This window comes from Saccharopolyspora griseoalba (genome assembly GCF_042665275.1).
In the GTDB taxonomy this organism is placed as follows: Bacteria; Actinomycetota; Actinomycetes; order Mycobacteriales; family Pseudonocardiaceae; genus Saccharopolyspora; species Saccharopolyspora griseoalba.
Map to the genome: position 1 here is coordinate 207,852 of NZ_JBHTCJ010000001.1, position 15,584 is coordinate 223,435.

At 71.0% G+C, this 15,584-nt stretch carries 20 protein-coding genes; 7 read left to right on the top strand and 13 right to left on the bottom strand.

The features are described from left to right. Nucleotides 1-254 precede the first annotated feature (254 nt). Genes ACFQRI_RS00965 through ACFQRI_RS00975 form a run of 3 tightly spaced genes read left to right on the top strand, consistent with a single transcriptional unit; the run spans nt 255 to nt 1,637 of the window. Nucleotides 255-872 (top strand): TerC family protein, encoded by a 618-nt coding sequence (locus ACFQRI_RS00965; RefSeq protein WP_380663025.1) that lies wholly within the window; start codon nt 255-257, stop codon nt 870-872. Beyond that, nucleotides 869-1,258, top strand: coding sequence for a TerC family protein (locus ACFQRI_RS00970; RefSeq protein ID WP_380663027.1), 390 nt, complete (start codon nt 869-871; stop codon nt 1,256-1,258). Before ACFQRI_RS00965 ends, ACFQRI_RS00970 begins: the two co-directional genes overlap by 4 nt. 28 nt (nt 1,259-1,286) lie before the next feature. Further along, the gene (locus ACFQRI_RS00975; protein ID WP_380663030.1) at nt 1,287-1,637 is read left to right on the top strand and encodes a TraR/DksA C4-type zinc finger protein; all 351 of its coding nucleotides are present in this window, start codon (nt 1,287-1,289) and stop codon (nt 1,635-1,637) included. An 18-nt stretch (nt 1,638-1,655) separates the two neighbouring features. On the opposite strand, the gene ACFQRI_RS00980 is transcribed toward ACFQRI_RS00975, so the two are convergent. Next, the gene (locus tag ACFQRI_RS00980) at nt 1,656-2,585 is read right to left on the bottom strand and encodes an acyl-CoA desaturase (RefSeq protein WP_380664550.1); all 930 of its coding nucleotides are present in this window, start codon (nt 2,583-2,585) and stop codon (nt 1,656-1,658) included. 241 nt (nt 2,586-2,826) lie between these two features. Here ACFQRI_RS00980 and ACFQRI_RS00985 point away from each other — a divergent pair, with 241 nt between their 5' ends. Continuing rightward, complete coding sequence (locus ACFQRI_RS00985; protein WP_380663033.1) at nt 2,827-3,078, top strand: SHOCT domain-containing protein; 252 nt, start codon at nt 2,827-2,829, stop codon at nt 3,076-3,078. Nucleotides 3,079-3,133: 55 nt separating this feature from the next. Here ACFQRI_RS00985 and ACFQRI_RS00990 read toward each other — a convergent pair whose 3' ends face one another. Further along, complete coding sequence (locus tag ACFQRI_RS00990) at nt 3,134-3,439, bottom strand: hypothetical protein (RefSeq protein WP_380663036.1); 306 nt, start codon at nt 3,437-3,439, stop codon at nt 3,134-3,136. A 187-nt stretch (nt 3,440-3,626) separates the two neighbouring features. Between ACFQRI_RS00990 and ACFQRI_RS00995 the strand changes: the two genes are divergently transcribed. From ACFQRI_RS00995 to ACFQRI_RS01005, 3 genes are all read left to right on the top strand, one after another. Next, on the top strand, nt 3,627-4,865 hold the full coding sequence (locus ACFQRI_RS00995; RefSeq protein WP_380663039.1) for an NAD(P)/FAD-dependent oxidoreductase: 1,239 nt from the start codon (nt 3,627-3,629) through the stop codon (nt 4,863-4,865). 219 nt (nt 4,866-5,084) lie between these two features. After that, nucleotides 5,085-5,981: an SAM-dependent methyltransferase gene (locus ACFQRI_RS01000; RefSeq protein WP_380663042.1), complete on the top strand. Its 897-nt coding sequence runs from the start codon at nt 5,085-5,087 to the stop codon at nt 5,979-5,981. A gap of 144 nt (nt 5,982-6,125) precedes the next feature. After that, the gene (locus ACFQRI_RS01005) at nt 6,126-6,398 is read left to right on the top strand and encodes a GlsB/YeaQ/YmgE family stress response membrane protein (protein WP_380663045.1); all 273 of its coding nucleotides are present in this window, start codon (nt 6,126-6,128) and stop codon (nt 6,396-6,398) included. On the opposite strand, the gene ACFQRI_RS01010 is transcribed toward ACFQRI_RS01005, so the two are convergent. The 11 genes from ACFQRI_RS01010 to ACFQRI_RS01060 all read right to left on the bottom strand — a co-directional run bounded on the left by ACFQRI_RS01010 (nt 6,393) and on the right by ACFQRI_RS01060 (nt 15,553). Next, a complete protein-coding gene (locus ACFQRI_RS01010; RefSeq protein WP_380663048.1) occupies nt 6,393-7,190 on the bottom strand; it encodes an SAM-dependent methyltransferase in 798 nt (265 codons plus the stop codon). The genes ACFQRI_RS01005 and ACFQRI_RS01010 overlap by 6 nt on opposite strands. Nucleotides 7,191-7,267: 77 nt before the next feature. Further along, nucleotides 7,268-8,527, bottom strand: a complete 1,260-nt coding sequence (locus ACFQRI_RS01015) for a multidrug effflux MFS transporter (protein ID WP_380663050.1) — start codon at nt 8,525-8,527, stop codon at nt 7,268-7,270. Nucleotides 8,528-8,817: 290 nt separating this feature from the next. Further along, nucleotides 8,818-9,399: a DUF305 domain-containing protein gene (locus tag ACFQRI_RS01020; RefSeq protein WP_380663053.1), complete on the bottom strand. Its 582-nt coding sequence runs from the start codon at nt 9,397-9,399 to the stop codon at nt 8,818-8,820. A gap of 70 nt (nt 9,400-9,469) precedes the next feature. Further along, entirely contained in the window at nt 9,470-9,820 is a 351-nt protein-coding gene (locus ACFQRI_RS01025; protein ID WP_380663056.1) for a hypothetical protein, read from the bottom strand. A 6-nt stretch (nt 9,821-9,826) separates the two neighbouring features. Then, nucleotides 9,827-10,108: a metal-sensitive transcriptional regulator gene (locus ACFQRI_RS01030; protein WP_380663059.1), complete on the bottom strand. Its 282-nt coding sequence runs from the start codon at nt 10,106-10,108 to the stop codon at nt 9,827-9,829. Nucleotides 10,109-10,179: 71 nt separating this feature from the next. After that, nucleotides 10,180-10,416, bottom strand: coding sequence for a hypothetical protein (locus ACFQRI_RS01035; RefSeq protein WP_380663062.1), 237 nt, complete (start codon nt 10,414-10,416; stop codon nt 10,180-10,182). A gap of 138 nt (nt 10,417-10,554) precedes the next feature. Continuing rightward, the gene (locus tag ACFQRI_RS01040; protein WP_380663065.1) at nt 10,555-11,304 is read right to left on the bottom strand and encodes a ThuA domain-containing protein; all 750 of its coding nucleotides are present in this window, start codon (nt 11,302-11,304) and stop codon (nt 10,555-10,557) included. Then, nucleotides 11,301-12,383 carry a Gfo/Idh/MocA family protein gene (locus ACFQRI_RS01045; protein WP_380663067.1) on the bottom strand — a complete coding sequence of 361 codons (1,083 nt, stop codon included), beginning with the start codon at nt 12,381-12,383 and terminating at the stop codon, nt 11,301-11,303. Before ACFQRI_RS01045 ends, ACFQRI_RS01040 begins: the two co-directional genes overlap by 4 nt. 79 nt (nt 12,384-12,462) lie before the next feature. Further along, on the bottom strand, nt 12,463-13,356 hold the full coding sequence (locus ACFQRI_RS01050; RefSeq protein ID WP_380663070.1) for a carbohydrate ABC transporter permease: 894 nt from the start codon (nt 13,354-13,356) through the stop codon (nt 12,463-12,465). Continuing rightward, complete coding sequence (locus tag ACFQRI_RS01055; protein ID WP_380663073.1) at nt 13,353-14,270, bottom strand: carbohydrate ABC transporter permease; 918 nt, start codon at nt 14,268-14,270, stop codon at nt 13,353-13,355. Before ACFQRI_RS01055 ends, ACFQRI_RS01050 begins: the two co-directional genes overlap by 4 nt. Beyond that, nucleotides 14,270-15,553 (bottom strand): ABC transporter substrate-binding protein, encoded by a 1,284-nt coding sequence (locus tag ACFQRI_RS01060; RefSeq protein ID WP_380663076.1) that lies wholly within the window; start codon nt 15,551-15,553, stop codon nt 14,270-14,272. Before ACFQRI_RS01060 ends, ACFQRI_RS01055 begins: the two co-directional genes overlap by 1 nt. Between the last annotated feature and the right edge of the window lie 31 nt (nt 15,554-15,584).

Sequence of the window (15,584 nt, forward strand, 5' to 3'; positions counted from 1 at the left end):
GGCTCGATCGGAGGTCGAGGATCCATTGCGTCCCAAGTGGACGATGCGAGGAATCGTTCCTCCGGGCGCAATTCGGACTCAGAGCCGCGAAATTCCGGTCGCGTTCGGATGCCGTGCTCCATTCGGCGTGAATTTCCGCCCGGTTCGGCCTGGTTCGTCGCGTTGAGCTCATTCCGGTTTACATACAGCATTCCGCACGCGCTCGCCCCCTGCTCGGGCGAGCGCGTGCCGGTCGTTCTCGAGTGGATACGCAGATGGACTTCCCCGTGCGGGTGTGGGCGGCGACCCTGATCGCGCTGCGCGGCCTGATCGCGGCCGACCTGGTCGTGATCGGCAGGCGGCCGCACGAGGTCGGGGTCCGCGAGGCGGGCCTGTGGGTGGCCGGCTACGTCGCGCTCGCCGCCGTCTTCGGCGGGCTGCGCTACGCCTTCGCCGGGGCCACCGCCGGAACCCAGTTCTTCGCCGGGTACATCACCGAGTACAGCCTGTCGGTGGACAACCTGTTCGTCTTCGTGATCGTCCTGACCCGCTTCGCGGTGCCGCGCGCTCACCAGCACCGGGTGCTCTACATCGGCAACCTGCTCTCGCTGCTGCTGCGCGCGGCGTGCATCGCGGCGGGCGTGGCCGTGCAGGCCGCGTTCAACTGGGTCTTCTACAACTTCGGCGCGTTCCTGATCTACGCCGCGATCAAGGTCGCCCGCGACGGCGGCGGCGAGGACGCCGACTCCGACAGCGCGGTCGTCCGCGCGGTGCGGAAGATCGTGCCCACCAGGGAGCACTACGGCGGCGGTCGGATGACCACCCGCGTCGACGGCAAGCGGATGTTCACCCCGATGGTCGTCGTGGTCGGGCGCTGGGCCTGGCCAACGTGATCTTCGCGCTGGACTCCATGCCGGCCATCTTCGGGCTGACCCAGAACGGCTTCATCATCTTCACCGCCAACGCCTTCGCGCTGACGGGACTGCGCCAGCTCTACTGCGTCATCGGCGGGATGCTCGACAAGCTCGTCTACCTCAGCTACGGCCTGGCGGTCATCCTGGGCTCCATCGGGGTGAAGCTGATCGTCGAAGCGCTGCACGGCTCGCACGTCGAGGAGATCGAGATCGGCGTGCCGCGCATCGGCATCGCCATCTCGTTGGGCTTCATCGTGCTGACCCTGGTGGTGACCACGGCGGCCGGCCTGCTGCGGACCCGCGGACGCAAGTCGGACGAAGCCGCGACCCCCGAACCGGTGAGCGTTGCGGCCGACCGGGAATAGGCCCGCCACCTGCGACGTTGGTCACCACATGTCGCGCAAGTCGCCGGAGCGGATGCTCGCCGAGGAACGCGAGCGGGTCGAGCAGCGCATCGAGTCGCTGCAGCGCCACCTCGCGTCCATCGTCGAGTCCGCGACCTGGACGACCAACGACGACGAGCACGACCCCGAGGGCGTGACCATCGCCTACGAGCGCGCCCAGACCCAGGGCCTGCTCAACGACGCGAAGAGCGAGCTGGAAGCCCTCAACCACGCCGACCACCGGCTGGCCGAGGGCACCTACGGGGTCTGCGAGCGCTGCGGCAAGCGCATCTCCCAGGAACGCCTCGCGGCCCTGCCCGCGGCCACCACCTGCATCCGCTGCGCCAACGCGCGGCGGTGAGCCGCTCGGGCCGGGCGCTCACCCCTCCGAGCTGAGCCGGGAGAGCCGCTGCGGAGTGGGCCAGCGGACGTTGTGGACCCAGCCGAGCTTCTCGAACAGCCAGATGGTCCGCGCCGAGATGTCGATCTGGCCGCGCTTGACGCCGTGCCGGGCGCAGGTGGGATCGGCGTGGTGCAGGTTGTGCCAGGACTCGCCCATGCTCAGGATCGCCAGCGGCCAGAAGTTCGCCGCCTTGTCCCGGCTGCGGAACGGTCGCTCGCCGACGATGTGGCAGATCGAGTTGACCGACCAGGTCACGTGGTGGGCGAAGGCCACCCGGACCAGACCGGCCCAGAAGAACGCGGTGCACGCGCCCCAGGCGGTGCCGGTGATCGCCCAGCCCATCAGGGCGGGCAGCGCGAAGGTCAGCACCGTCAGCGGCCCGAAGAGCCGGTGCACCAGGCGGATGTCGGGGTCGGCGAGCAGGTCGGGGGCGAAGCGCTGCTGGTTGGTCAGGTCGCGTTCGAACACCCAGCCCATGTGCGCGTGCCAGAACCCGCGCGCCAGCGCGGCGGGCGAGGTTCCGAACGCCCACGGGGAGTGCGGGTCGCCCTCCCGATCGGAGAACGCGTGGTGGCGCCGGTGGTCGGCCACCCAGTGCAGGATCGGTCCCTGGACCGACATGCTCGCGGCCACCGCCAGGGTGATGCGCATCCACCGCCGGGCGCGGAAGGCGCCGTGGGTGAAGTAGCGGTGGTACCCGACCGTCACGCTCAGGATGGTCAGCACGTACCACCCGGCGGCCAGCGCGAGGTCCCACCAGCGCAATCCCCAGCCCCAGGACAGCGGCACGGCCGCCAGCAGGGCGGCGAACGGTCCGAGGATGAACAGGTAGACGGCCAGCTGCGGGCCGGGGCCTCGGCGTCCGGCCAGCATCGGTTTGGGTCCGGTGGTGTTGGCAGTCACTATCGCTCTCCTCACCTCGGCCGTGCGGCCTGCCTACACCGAACCGCGAAAGCGCAGGTGAGCGCAAGGAACTACGCGGCAAGCCGGGATGAACGCGGGCTACGTCCGGATGGCAGCGCAGCACGGCGCACCGGCCTACGCACCCGGTGGTAGCCCGAGTGCCGCTCGCCGACCGACGCCGCGCGACCGCCCGGAGCGGAGGCTGACGGGTATCAATCGATGAACTCGGAAGGTGGCGAGGACGATGATGACCGAACTTCTCGCGGAGTGGGGTCCCGGTGGGGCCGGTCCGCACGCTGACGGGCCGTTCTGGATCTTCCCCCTGGTGTTCCTGTTGTTGATCGCAGCGCTGGTGGTCACCGCGATCGTGACGATGCTCCGCCGGTCCCGGCGGCCCTCGGCGACCGAGCGGGCGAAGTCGGTGCTGGCCGAGCGCTTCGCCAGCGGCGAGCTCAGCGCTCAGGAGTACCGCGAGCGGCTGGGCGAGCTGGGGTAGCGCCGACCGCGGGCGGAGCGCACCGCCGGCCGCGCGCGAGGCGCGGCCGGCGGGCTCAGCCGGTGTTGCGCTCGCCGAGCCGGGAACCCGGGGCGGCGAGGTTGCTGCGGGCGGTGACCAGGGCGGTCCGGGCGTAGGCGCGTTCCCCGTGCGCGAGGTGTTGCGCCGCACTGCGCACCGCCGAGGCCGCGGCGGCGGAGATGTCGATCTGCGGGTCCTCGTCGAGCAGCCCCACCGCGCGGCTCAGCTCCTGCCTGGCGCGGTCCGCCGGGTTGTGCGGTCGGGTCAGTAAGTCGATGAAGGCTGTGTCCACCGCGTCGCGCAGGGCCGCCTCGGTCGAGCTGTGCGGTAGTGCAGTCACGCGCCGGAGTCTATGCGGTGATCGGCGCAATTCACGAAGTCAAAGATCACCCACATGGGTGGAAATGGCGATTTCATGCAACCCGTTCGCCGAATTCGACGTTCGACGCATTCCTGGGTGTTGATCAATCGCGGCGGAAATGCCGCGCGAGTTTGATGATCTTCGGCCGATGATAGATCCTCTCGGTATGTCCGAGCAGCCGCGCAGCGCGATCGTCGTCGGGGCCGGGATGGCCGGTCTGTCCACCGCCTTCTTCCTGCAACGTCACGGCGTCGAGGTCACCGTGCTCGACCGGCGCGGCGTGGCCGCGGGAGCCTCCTGGGGCAACGCGGGCTGGCTGACGCCGTGCTTCGCCGTCCCGCTGCCGGAGCCGTCGATGCTGCGCACCGGGTTGAGCAAGCTGTTCTCGCCGAACTCGCCGCTGTCGATCTCGCCGGTTCCGGACCCGAGGCTCGGGCGGTTCCTGCTGCGGCTCGCGGGCAACTGCACGCAGCGCCGCTGGCGGGTGTCGATGGCCGCCCTGGCCGCGCTCAACCGGGAGGCGTTGAACGCCTACGACGACATCGGGCTGGCGGAGCCGACCCGCTCGACCGAGCGCTTCCTGATCGTCTTCGACGACGCCGAGCAGCGCGCGCACATCGTCGAGGAGCTCGAAGAGGTCCGCGCCGCCGGCCAGGAGGTGGACTACGAACTGCTCACCGGTGCTGGCACGCGCGAGCTGGAGCCGGTGCTGACCGAGCAGGCGGGTGCGGGCCTGCGGTTGTTCGGGCAGCGCTACCTCAACCCCGGTTCCTACCTGGCCGGCCTGGCCGACGCGGTGCGCGCGCAGGGCGGCAGCATCGTCGAGGACGCCGGGGTCGCCGATCTGCGAGATCTCGGTTCCGGCGTGGCCGCGCGCACGGCTGCCGGGGTCGAGCACCGCGCGGACGTCGCGGTGCTGGCCACCGGCGCTTGGCTGAGCCCGCTGGCCCGCCGGTTCGGCGTGCGGATGCCCGTGCAGGCCGGACGCGGGTACAGCTGCAGCGTCTCCGGCGACACCCTGCCCGGCGGCCCGACCTACTTCCCGAGCCGCAAGGCGGTGTGCACGCCGCTGGGGGAGCGCGTGCGCGTGTCCGGGATGATGGAGTTCACCGGCCCCGATCAGCCGCTGGACCGCAGGCGGATGGATGCCGTGGTCGACTCGGTGCGGCCGATGCTGCGCGGAGTCGACCTCGAGGAACGTCGGGACGAGTGGGTGGGCCCGCGGCCGTGCACCACCGACGGGCTGCCGCTGATCGGCCCCACCACCTCACCGCGGGTGCACGTCTGCGGCGGGCACAACATGTGGGGCATCGCGCTGGGGCCGGTCAGCGGTCGGCTGCTCGCCGAGTCCATCGTCACCGGGCGTGCTCGCCCGGAGCTCGCGCCGCTGCACCCGCTGCGCTGACCGGAACGCGCCGAACGCCGGAATTGCCTGCCGAACCCGCGATGTCGCGCATCGCGCGGTGCGGCTGTGGCTTGCAGCACCATTAGTTGGTGCATGCAACTAAAGTGGCTACTGTTGCGGACGGTGCTGACGGCGATCCAGCCCGTCTTGCTCGTGGTGAACGCAGCCGAGAACCGGGGCGCCGCGCGGAGGAGGTTCCGGCCCGGCGCGAGAAGGGGCGTGAGCGTGACAACTGGCCAGCAGCAGTGGGACATCGTGACCAGCGTCGGCGTCACCGCGCTGGCGGTGGCCGCGGCGCGGGCGATCGAGACCGACCGCGACGACCGCCTGGTGGAGGACCCCTACGCGGCGGCCTTCGTCGCGGCCGCGGAGGCCGAGGTGCCGATGCCGACCACCCGCCGGGAGATCGACGAGCTGGGGGAGGAGGGCGCCGGCGTGTGGTCCGCCCTCCAGGTGGACCAGTACATGGGCGTGCGCACCCGGTTCTTCGACGACTTCTTCGACGGCGCGAGCGAGGCAGGGGTCCGCCAGGCGGTGATCCTGGCTTCCGGTCTCGACGTGCGCGCGCAGCGGTTGTCCTGGCCGCGCGGCGCGGTCGTGTTCGAGATCGACCAGCCGAAGGTGCGGGAGTTCAAGCGGGGCGTGCTCGAAGCGCAGGGCGCGAGCACCAGCTGCGAGCTCCGCCAGGTGCCGATCGACCTGCGCGAGGACTGGGCGAGCGCGCTGCTCGAAGCCGGTTTCGACACCTCCGCGCCGACCGCGTGGCTGGCCGAGGGCCTGCTGCCGTACCTGCCGCAGGACGCCCAGCAGCAGCTGCTGGAGAACGTCGACCGGCTCTCCGCGCGCGGAAGCCGCCTGGCGGTGGAGGACTTCGGCGACCTGAGCGAGCTGTTCCGGGACGAGGAGATGGTCGAGCTCGGCAAGCAGTGGGGCGTCGACATGCGCGAGCTGCTGCACGCCGACGACCGTCCGAACGCCGCCGAGACCCTCGCGGGCTTCGGCTGGAGCACCGACTCCCGCGAGGCCGAGAAGGTCGCCGAGGACCACGGCCGCAGCCTGGCGAGCTTCCCGATGAAGGGCGTGGGCCGCTTCCTGAAGGCCACCAAGACCGCCTGACCGTCGGGGTTCTCGCGCTGGTCGGGACGCCTTCCCGCGCGCCGGGGCACCCGCGCGGGAAGGCGCGGTGATCACTGCTGGGTGATGGTGATCTCGGGCGTAGGCTGTCGGGCGAAGCAGTCGTGCGGGAAGTGAGGATTGATCGTGTTCTGGACCATCGTCGGGTGGGTCGTGTTCGGCCTGATCGCCGGCCTGATCGCTCGTGCCGTGGTGCCGGGCAAGGACGACATCGGCATGCTGATGACGATCGCGCTCGGTGTCGTCGGCTCGGTCGTCGGCGGCTGGGTGCTGGGCTTCTTCACCGTGGGATTCCGCGGATTCCAGCCCGCGGGCTGGATCGGCTCGATCATCGGCGCGATCGTCGTGCTGGTGATCTACAACAAGGTCACCGGCCGCAAGCGGCGCGTCCGCTCATAGCTTGCGCCCGACCCCGACCAGCGCGGTGAGGCGCTCGGGGTTGTCGTCGACGTCCGACGGCGACACCGGGCGCCACTGCGGCATGAACACCAGGCCGGGGTCGACCAGCTCGAACCCCTCGAAGAACGCCGCGATCTCCGCGCGCGAGCGCATGGTCATCGGGGTCGAGGTCCGCTTCCGGTAGAGGTCGGCGTGCTCGTCGGCCAGATCCGGCCGCCCCTCGTCGGTGGCGTGCGAGATGGTCAGGTAGCTGCTCGGGGCCAGCGCGTCGCGGTAGCGGGCGACGATCTCGCGGGGCCGGGATTCCTCGCCGACGAAGTGCAGCACCGCGGCCATCATCAGCGCCACCGGCTGGTCCAGGTCGAGCAGCCCCGTGACCTCGGCGGAGCTCAGCACCGCCTCCGGATCGCGCAGGTCGGCGCGCACGATGTCGGCCCGGTCGTTGCCTTCCAGGAGCTTCCTGCTGTAGGCCACCGCGACCGGGTCGGTGTCCACGTAGACCACCCTGGTCTCCGGTGCGGCCAGCTGGGCGACCTCGTGCACGTTGCCCACCGTCGGGATGCCCGAGCCGAGGTCTAGGAACTGGCGGATGCCCCGCTCGACGCAGTAGTGCACCGCGCGGCGCAGGAAGGCGCGATTGGCCTGCATGATCTGCGGCAGCTCCGGCCACATCCGGATGGCTTCGTCGCCCATCTGCCGATCCACGGCGAAGTTGTGGTCACCGCCGAGGTAGTAGTCGTAGACCCGCGCCGCGTTCGGCTTGTCCAGGTCGATCTCCTCCGGCTCGGACATGGCGCACCCCTTCGTCACGGCTGGGCGGCGGTGACCGCCCAGCCGTGATGCTAATGCCCGGACCGCCGGGTTCGAGGTCAGGCGGCGGCCACGGTCCGATTACCGAGTCGCAACACCGCGCCCAGGGCCACCAGCGCGACGGCCGCCCCGGCGGTCATGATGATCGCCATCGCCGGGCCGTCGTTGCCCAGCACGCCCACCAGCGGAGCGATCAGCGCACCGAGCCCGAACTGGCAGGCGCCCAGCAGCGCCGAGGCGGTCCCCGCGGCCTCGCCGTGCCGGTTGAGCGCCAGCGCCGGCGCGTTGGGCATCACGAAGCCCATCGAGCCCAGCACCGCCCACAGCGGCAGCAGGAAGCCGAGCAGCCCGCCGGTGCCGGTGACCGCCAGCGCGGTCAGCAGCCCGGCCGCCGCGGTGGCCGCCACCAGCGCGGTGATCACGATGCGCAACGGCGTGAAGCGCTTGAGCAGCACCACGTTGAGCTGGGAGGCGCCGATCAGCGATACCGCGCCGGCGCCGAAGACCAGCGCGAAGCTCTGCTGGTCGAGTCCGAACTGCTCCTGCAGCACGAACGACGAACCGGAGACGTAGGAGAACAGCGCCGACATCGCCAGCGCCGCGACCACCAGCAGCAGCACGAACGGGCCGTCGGAGAGCAGCTTGCCGTAGGTGCGCAGCACCGGCCGGAAGTGCGCGGGCTGACGCCGCTCGGCGGGCAGCGACTCGGGCAGCGCCAGCACGGCCACCGCGAGCAGCACCACGCCCAGCCCGGCCAGCACGCCGAAGACCCCGCGCCAGGAGGAGGAGAGCAGCACCGCGCCGCCGAGCGTCGGCGCGAGGATCGGGGCGATGCCCATGACCAGGAACAACCGGGACAGCGCCGTCGCCGCCGCGCGCCCGGTGAACAGGTCGCCGACCACGGCCAGCGCCACCACCATGGCCGCCGCCGCGCCCACGCCCTGCACCACGCGCAGGGCTCCCAGCACCGCGATGCTCGGCGCGACCAGGCAGGCCAGCGAGGCGAGCACGTGCAGGCCGGTGCCCAGGATCAGCGGCAGCCTGCGGCCGACGACGTCGGAGAACGGTCCGATGAACAGCTGGCCCAGTCCCAGGCCGACCAGCGTGCCGGTCAGGGTCAGCTGCACGGTTGCCTCGGGCGCTGCCAGGTCGGAGCCGATCGAGGGCAGTGCTGGCAGGTACATGTCGATGGTCAGCGGGCCCAGGGCGATGAGCGCCCCGAGCACGACGATGATGCGCAGTCGCCGCAATCCGGTCGGTTCCGGGACCACCGGTCTTCCGGTGTCGGCGTCCGCGCGGCGCACCGCGACGTCTTCCATTGCTTCCTCTCGGAGCGAGTTCGCGAACGGGTTCGGGAGATCGGACTCAGGCACCAGCGACGGGGCGGAGCGATTTGTTCCGCCCCGCCCCGGAGAAGCCGTGGTGATGCGCATTACAGCGGCGTTGAGCTGCCGCGTTCGGCGAAATCCGCTCGGTCGTCCCGGAATTCGGGAGGTTGGCCGCGCGGGGTTCGCGAAGGCCCGGTGAATTCGGCGTTTCGATTTCGAGCGCTCGGGAATTCGCGCGGCGGTGCTGCGGGACGCGGAGCGCGCCCCGCAGCACCGGTTCGCTAGCGGGCGAGCAAGCCGCGCATGGTGTCGATCTCGGCCTGCTGGGTGTCGATGATGCCCTGCGCCAATCGCTTCGCCTCCGGGGACGCCCCGGAGTCCAGCTCGGTGCGGGCCATCCGGACCGCGCCCTCGTGGTGCTCGATCATCATCGACAGGAAGCGCCGGTCGAAGTCCGCGCCGCTGGCCCGCGACAGGCCGTGCAGCTGCTCCGCCGACATCATCCCGTGCATCTGCCCGTCCTCGCCGTGGCCGCCGTGCTGCGCGGGGGCGGCGCCCCAGTCGCGCAGCCAGCCCTCGAGCCGCTCGATCTCGGGTCCCTGCGCCGCCTCGATCTGCTCGGCGAGCTCGCGGACCTGCGGCGAGCCCGCCCGGTCGGCGGCCAGCCGGGACATCTCGACGGCCTGCTGGTGGTGCACGACCATTCCGCGGGCGAAGGACACGTCGGCCTCGTCGTGGTGCTTGGCGGGAGCCTGGGTCGACGCGGGCTGCTGCTGGGCTTCCTGCGCCGTGCCGCAGCCGGCGAGCAGGGACAGGGATGCGATGGCGCCGAGCGCAGCGGCGCGCACGCGGGTTCGCTTCATGGAAGACCTCGTCTCGATGGAACCGGAAACGTGCTGGGGCACCGGCCGCAGCGACCGGTGCGGGCGCTCATCAGAGCCGCAGCACGCACAGTTCGGCGAGTCTTCGAGGCGTCGGTGGTGCGAGGGGAACGGCCTCGGCCTGCGGGCGCGCTCGCCGCGCTTCGATCGGCGCGAGGGCGAGCAGCCGCAATCGCGGCGCCAGCAGCACCAGGAAGCCGACCGCGACCGCCAGGCACAGGTGCAGCAGGTCGTGGCCGGTGGGGGAGGGTTCGGGGTGCTCGGCGGGCGAGGGGTGCTCGGCGTGCGCGGTGGCCGCGATCTGAGGCTGGGCGTGCTGGCTCGGCACGTGGTGCATCGCAGCCACGCCCAGCGCGAGCACCGCCATCAGGATCCAGCGGAGCATCGGGCTGGGAGCGGGCATCGGGGACTAGGACTTCACCATCCGGGCGATGGCGTCGCTGGCCTCGCGGATCTTGGCGTCGGCCTGGTCGCCGCCCTCGTTGACCGCCTCGGCCACGCAGTGCTTGAGGTGCTCGTCGAGCAGCCCGAGCGCCACCGACTGCAGCGCCTTGGTCGTCGCCGAGACCTGGGTGAGGACGTCGATGCAGTAATCGTCCTCTTCGATCATCCGCGCCAGGCCGCGCACCTGGCCCTCGATGCGGCGCAGTCGCTTGGCGTAGTTGTCCTTGTCGTGGGTGTAGCCGTACATCGAAGACCTCCTCGCCGAGCCCGTGGCTCTACCTCATTTATACCCCAGGGGGGTAATGCCGGCCAGCGGGCTCACAGGAACTCGGAGTGCGGCTTGGGCGCGGCATCGGCGGCCGCGGCGGGATCGCGCCGCTCGGCGCGGCGCAGCCACAGCCAGCCGCCGAGCTGGATCAGGGTCGCGCCGCCGGTCAGCGCCGCGGCGATCACCGCGAACGACGGCCAGCCGTAGACCACGCCCAGGACCACGGCGGCGACGAAGAACAACCCGGTGCGCACCAGCAGCACGCCGAGCCGACTCTTGTTGATCATCCCAGCACCTCCCGCGTGAAGTCTATGCGCCGGCGCGCCGGTGGTGCTCCCGAGGCGGTGCTCGGCGCAGCTCGGGCGCCGCGCGGCAACGCCAAGCAGCCGTTGACCGCGCGGCGCCCGAGCCGCTACCGATGCCGATCAGCTCCGCTGCTGCTCCAGGAACCAGTCCCTGGCCGGGTTGGACACCTGCGGCGCGGTGCGCTGCAGGTCCGGCCGGGCGGCCCAGCGCACGCCGTTGGCCAGCACCCGCTGGATCTCCGGTTGGTGGTAGACCGGGTAGCGCTCGTCACCCGGGCTGAAGTAGAAGATCCGGCCCCGCCCCCGGTGGAACGCGCAGCCCGAGCGGAAGACCTCGCCACCGGAGAAAGAGCTGATGAAGATCAGCTCGTCCGGCGCCGGGATGTCGAAGAACTCCCCGTAGGTCTCCTGCTCCGGGATGACCACCGGGCTCGGCACTCCCTCGGCGATCGGATGGGTCGGGTCGACCGTCCAGACCACCTCCCGCTCGGCGGCGTTGCGCCAGCTCAGCGAGCAGGTCGTGCCCAGCAGTCGGGTGAAGATCTTGGAGAAGTGCCCGGAATGCAGAACCAGCAGCCCCATCCCGCCGAGCACGTGCCGCTGGACCCGCGAGACCACCTCGTCGGAGACCTCCGCGTGCGCGAGGTGCCCCCACCACAGCAGCACGTCGGTGTCGGCGAGCACCTCCTCGGGCAGTCCGTGCTCGGCGTCGTCGAGCAGGGCCGTGCGCACCGAGGCATCGGGCAGGTGCGCGCGCAGCGCCTCGGCGACGGCGCCGTGGATGCCGTCCGGGTAGTACTCGGCCATCCCGGCCGGGTCCTGCCGGGCCTCGTGGACGCCCTCGTTCCAGACGGTGATGCGCAGGCTCATGGGAGCACGATCTCCTTGTTCTCGGTGGCGGACTGGTAGCAGGCGTCGATGATCTCGGCGCGGCGCAGCGCCACGGACCCGTCGTTGGCCGCCCACTCCGCGGGCGTGGCCATGGTGCGGACGAAGTTGGCCACCACGCCGGCGTGCGCAAGGCCGGGCTCGGCGGCGGGCTGGTAGTCGGCGATCTCGCCGTCGACGTCGCGGTAGACGTGCAGGTCGCCCACCTTGGCCTTGGTGGCGCCCACGGCGGTGAGCTCGGCACCGCCCTCCGTGCCCATGACGTGGAAGTCGATGAGGTCGTCGGGATTGCGGAAGGCCGCCCAGGACGTCTCCAGCACCAGCGTGCCACCGCCCTCCAGGCGCAGGAACGCCGCTGCCATGTCCTCGACCTCGAAGGCCGAGCCCCCGCCCGCCGCGTCCCACCGCATCCCGCCGATGTCGCGGGTGCCCAGCTCCCGGTAGGTCGAGGCGGTCACCGAGATCACCTTCGGCTCGCCGAGCAGGAACAGCGAGTAGTCCAGCACGTGCACCCCGATGTCTGCCAGGGGCCCGCCACCGGCCATCTGCTGGTTGGTGAACCAGCTGCCGATCTTGGGGATGCCGCGCCGCCGCATCCAGGAGGCCTTGGCGTAGTAGGGCGTGCCCAGCTGGCCGCCGCGGATGATCTCGCCGAGGGTCTGGATGTCACCGCGCAGCCGGTGGTTGAAGGCCACGTCGAGGACCCGGCCCGCCGAGCGGGCGGCCTCGACCATCTCGCGACCCTCGATGGCGTTGCGCGCCAAGGGCTTCTCGCTGAGCACGTGCATACCGCGCTTGAGCGCGGCGATGGCGATCGGGGCGTGCAGGAAGTTCGGCACGGCGATGCTCACCGCGTCCAGATCCGGCAGTTCGATCAACCGCTCCCAGTCCTGGAAGAGGTGCCGGGCGCCGTAGCGCTCGCCGAGCTCGGCGAGCACATCGGTCTCCTGACCGGCGATGGCGACGATCTCGACGTCGGGCAGCGCGGCGTAACCGGCGAGGTGCTGCTGACCGGCCCAGCCGACGCCGACGACTCCGACCCGGAACGCGGGATCACTCATGGGAATTGCTCCTCCTGCTCGTTGTTGCGGCGGGTCGGGACTTCCGACGCCGAGAACTCGGGACCTGCTGGGCGGGTGCTCAGCCCTTGATGGCACCGGCGGTGAGGCCGGCCACGATGCGCTTCTGGAACACCAGAACCACGATCACCAGCGGCAGGGTGACCAGCACCGAGGCCGCGCTGATCGTGCCGATGGGGTTGTCGAACTCGCTGATGCCGGAGAAGTAGGCGATGGCCACCGGCACGGTCCGAGCACCGGGCGTGGAGGTCAGCGTGACCGCCAGCAGGAACTCGTTCCACACCGAGATGAACACCAGGATCGCGGTGGTGGCGATGCCCGGCACGGCCAGCGGCAGGATCACCCGGCGGAACGCCCCGAACGGCGTAGCGCCGTCGATCAGCGCCGATTCCTCCAGCTCGAAGGGGATCTCGCGGAAGAACGAGGTGAGCACGAAGATCGCCATCGGCAGCGCGAAGGTCAACTTCGGGATGATCAGCCCGGGCAGCGTGTCGTAGAGCCCGATGTCGCTCCAGATCTTGAACATCGGGGCGGCGATCGAGATCACCGGGAAGGTCGTCACCGACAGCACCAGACCCAGGATCAACCCCTTGCGCGGGAGCTTCAACCGCGCCAGCGCGTAGGCGGCGAACGAGGCGAAGCTCAGCGCCAGCGCGGTGGTGACCACCCCGACGATCGCCGAGTTGCCCAGCGCGGTGAGGAAGTCGCCGTCCTGCAGCACGTCCAGGTAGTTCCGCAGCGACGGGTCGGCGGGGTAGAGGCTGCCCGAGGAGAGGTCGCCACCGGTCTTCAGCGAGGTGTTGATCAGCCAGTAGAAGGGCACCAGCGAGACCAGCATCGCGACGACGGCCAGCACGAGGATCAGCGCGCGCGGTTGCGAGCGCTCGCGCCGCGCCGCGGGCGGCGGGGCGGTCGTGGGACTGGAAGTGGTGGGTTCGAGCGCGGTCGCCGTCATCGGCCCTCCTGCGCGACGTCGCGGATGTTGCCACCGGCGAAGCGGATGTAGACCAGCGACACCAGCATCACCGTGGCGAAGGTCAGGATGGACAGCGCCGAGCCCTGGCCGATCAGCCGGCCTTCGTGCAGCTCCTGGTAGGCCAGCATCGACATGGTCTCGGTGCCGTTGGCGCCCTGGGTGAGCACGAAGGGCAGGTCGAAGATCCGCAGCGCGTCCAGCATCCGGAAGATCGCGGCCAGCGCGATCGCCGGGCGCAGCATCGGCAGCGTGATCCGCCAGAAGGTCTGCCACCGACCGGCCCCGTCGAGGTCGGCGGCCTCGTAGACGTCGCCGGGGATGACCTGCAGACCGGCCAGCACCAGCAGCGCCACGAACGGCGCGGTCTTCCACACGTCGGCGGCGATGATCACCGCCATCGCGTAGCCCGGTTCGGCCAGCCAGACGTGCTCGCCGCCGGGCAGGCCAAGGGCGCGCAGGACCCCGGTGACCAGACCGAGGTTGGACTCGAACATCGCCTGCCAGGTGATCGCCGAGACCACCGTGAGCACCGCGTAGGGCACCAGCAGCGCCGAGCGCAGCAGACCGCGGCCGCGGAATCCCGTGTTGAGCAGCACGCCCATCGCCACGCCCAGCACCACTTCGAGGCTCACCGAGGTGACCGCGAAGAAGAAGGTCTGGCCGAAGGCCTGCCACCACTCGTGCGTGGTCAGCGCGTTCCAGTAGTTGGTCAGCCCGACGAACTCGGACAGCCCGGCCCGCCGGACGCTGTAGACGTTGAGCGAGAGCCAGATCGCGTAGCCGATCGGCACCGCCGCGACCAGGAACATGAGCACCAGCGCCGGGGCCACCATCAGAACCGCGGTCCTGCGCTGCTCGTGGTCCACGCCGCGCCGGGTCGTCGGCGCGGTCATCAGAAGGTCTCCTGAGCGGTCTCGATGTCCTCGCGCATCTCCCGCACCCCGGACTCGACGTCGGTCTGCCCGGAGATGACCTCGTAGACGTTGTCGTAGATGGCCCGCGAGATCTGGGTGTACACCGGGGACTTCGGCCTGGAGCGGGCGCTGAGCACGGACTTCTTCAGCTCGCCGATGAACGGGATCTCCGCGCGCACCTGCGGGTCGTCGTACACCGCGGCGAACACCGGCGCCTGGGTGTGCTCGAGGACCATCTTCTCCTGGGTGCGCGCGCTGGTGGCGTAGTCGGTGAAGGCGACCGCGGCCGGGACGTTGTCCGAGGTCGCGGCGATGGCGAGGTTCCAGCCGCCGAGCACCGCTGCGGGCCGGCCGCGCTCGTCGAAGGCGGGCAGCCGGGAGACGCCGGTGACCGGCCCGGTGCCGGTCTGGGCGATCAGCTCGTGGGCGCTGGGCCACTGCCGCAGGTAGCCGGCCGCGCCGGACTCGTAGGCCCGGCGGGCGTTGTCCTCGTTGTAGGTCAGGCTGGCTCGATCGATCGCGCCGTCGTCCAGGCCGCGGGCCATCACCCGCAGGACCTCGCGGGTCTGCGGGGAGTCGATGGTGACGTCGCCCTGCTCGTCGAGGACCGAACCGCCCGCGGAGTAGAGCAGCTCCAGGAAGTTCACCGTCAGCCCCTCGTACTGCTTGGCCTGGATCTCGGCGCGGTTGCGCTCGTCCTCGCCGGCGTGCGCGAAGACCTGCTCCCAGGTGGTGGGCGGCGGGACGCGGTCCTCCCGGTGGAACAGCAACCCGGCGTTGGTGAAGAACGGCATCGCCCAGTAGCGGTCGTCGTAGCGCACGGTGTCCAAGGTGGACGGGATCAGGTCGGCGGCGCGCTGCCGCACCAGCTCGGTGTGGTCGAGCAGCCAGCCCTGCGCGGCCCACTGGCTGGTCCAGGTGACGTCGGTGAGGTAGATGTCGCACTCGCGCGAGCCGCCCTCCAGGCGCTGGATGGCCTGCGCGCGGGCGGCGTCGGTGTCCTGCCCGATCTCGATGTAGCGGGCTCGGACGCCGGGATTGCGGGAGTTGAAGTCGGCGATGAGGGTTTCGAACAGTCCGGTGTCGCGGATGCCGCAGAGGGTCAGCTCGCCGCGGGCGCCGGTGCTGTCGGCGCTGGCGATCTCGGCGCGCGGCGCGCGCTCACCGACCTGACCGGCGGTGGGTTGGCCCAAGCAGCCGGTCAGCGACAGGATCGACAGGGCGACGAGGGACGCGCGCCATCGTCGGCGGGTGAAGGGCAATGGGGTCTCCGCTTCGCGATCCGTCGGCGGT

Coding starts and splice junctions, on each gene's coding strand:
- ACFQRI_RS01035 (WP_380663062.1), bottom strand. CDS start 10,416: ATGATCAACAAGAGTCGGCTCGGCGTGCTGCTGGTGCGCACCGGGTTG.
- ACFQRI_RS01050 (WP_380663070.1), bottom strand. CDS start 13,356: ATGACGGCGACCGCGCTCGAACCCACCACTTCCAGTCCCACGACCGCC.
- ACFQRI_RS01025 (WP_380663056.1), bottom strand. CDS start 9,820: ATGCCCGCTCCCAGCCCGATGCTCCGCTGGATCCTGATGGCGGTGCTC.
- ACFQRI_RS01045 (WP_380663067.1), bottom strand. CDS start 12,383: ATGAGTGATCCCGCGTTCCGGGTCGGAGTCGTCGGCGTCGGCTGGGCC.
- ACFQRI_RS00965 (WP_380663025.1), top strand. CDS start 255: ATGGACTTCCCCGTGCGGGTGTGGGCGGCGACCCTGATCGCGCTGCGC.
- ACFQRI_RS01055 (WP_380663073.1), bottom strand. CDS start 14,270: ATGACCGCGCCGACGACCCGGCGCGGCGTGGACCACGAGCAGCGCAGG.
- ACFQRI_RS00995 (WP_380663039.1), top strand. CDS start 3,627: ATGTCCGAGCAGCCGCGCAGCGCGATCGTCGTCGGGGCCGGGATGGCC.
- ACFQRI_RS01020 (WP_380663053.1), bottom strand. CDS start 9,399: ATGAAGCGAACCCGCGTGCGCGCCGCTGCGCTCGGCGCCATCGCATCC.
- ACFQRI_RS01030 (WP_380663059.1), bottom strand. CDS start 10,108: ATGTACGGCTACACCCACGACAAGGACAACTACGCCAAGCGACTGCGC.
- ACFQRI_RS00985 (WP_380663033.1), top strand. CDS start 2,827: ATGATGACCGAACTTCTCGCGGAGTGGGGTCCCGGTGGGGCCGGTCCG.
- ACFQRI_RS01010 (WP_380663048.1), bottom strand. CDS start 7,190: ATGTCCGAGCCGGAGGAGATCGACCTGGACAAGCCGAACGCGGCGCGG.
- ACFQRI_RS00975 (WP_380663030.1), top strand. CDS start 1,287: ATGTCGCGCAAGTCGCCGGAGCGGATGCTCGCCGAGGAACGCGAGCGG.
- ACFQRI_RS01040 (WP_380663065.1), bottom strand. CDS start 11,304: ATGAGCCTGCGCATCACCGTCTGGAACGAGGGCGTCCACGAGGCCCGG.
- ACFQRI_RS01015 (WP_380663050.1), bottom strand. CDS start 8,527: ATGGAAGACGTCGCGGTGCGCCGCGCGGACGCCGACACCGGAAGACCG.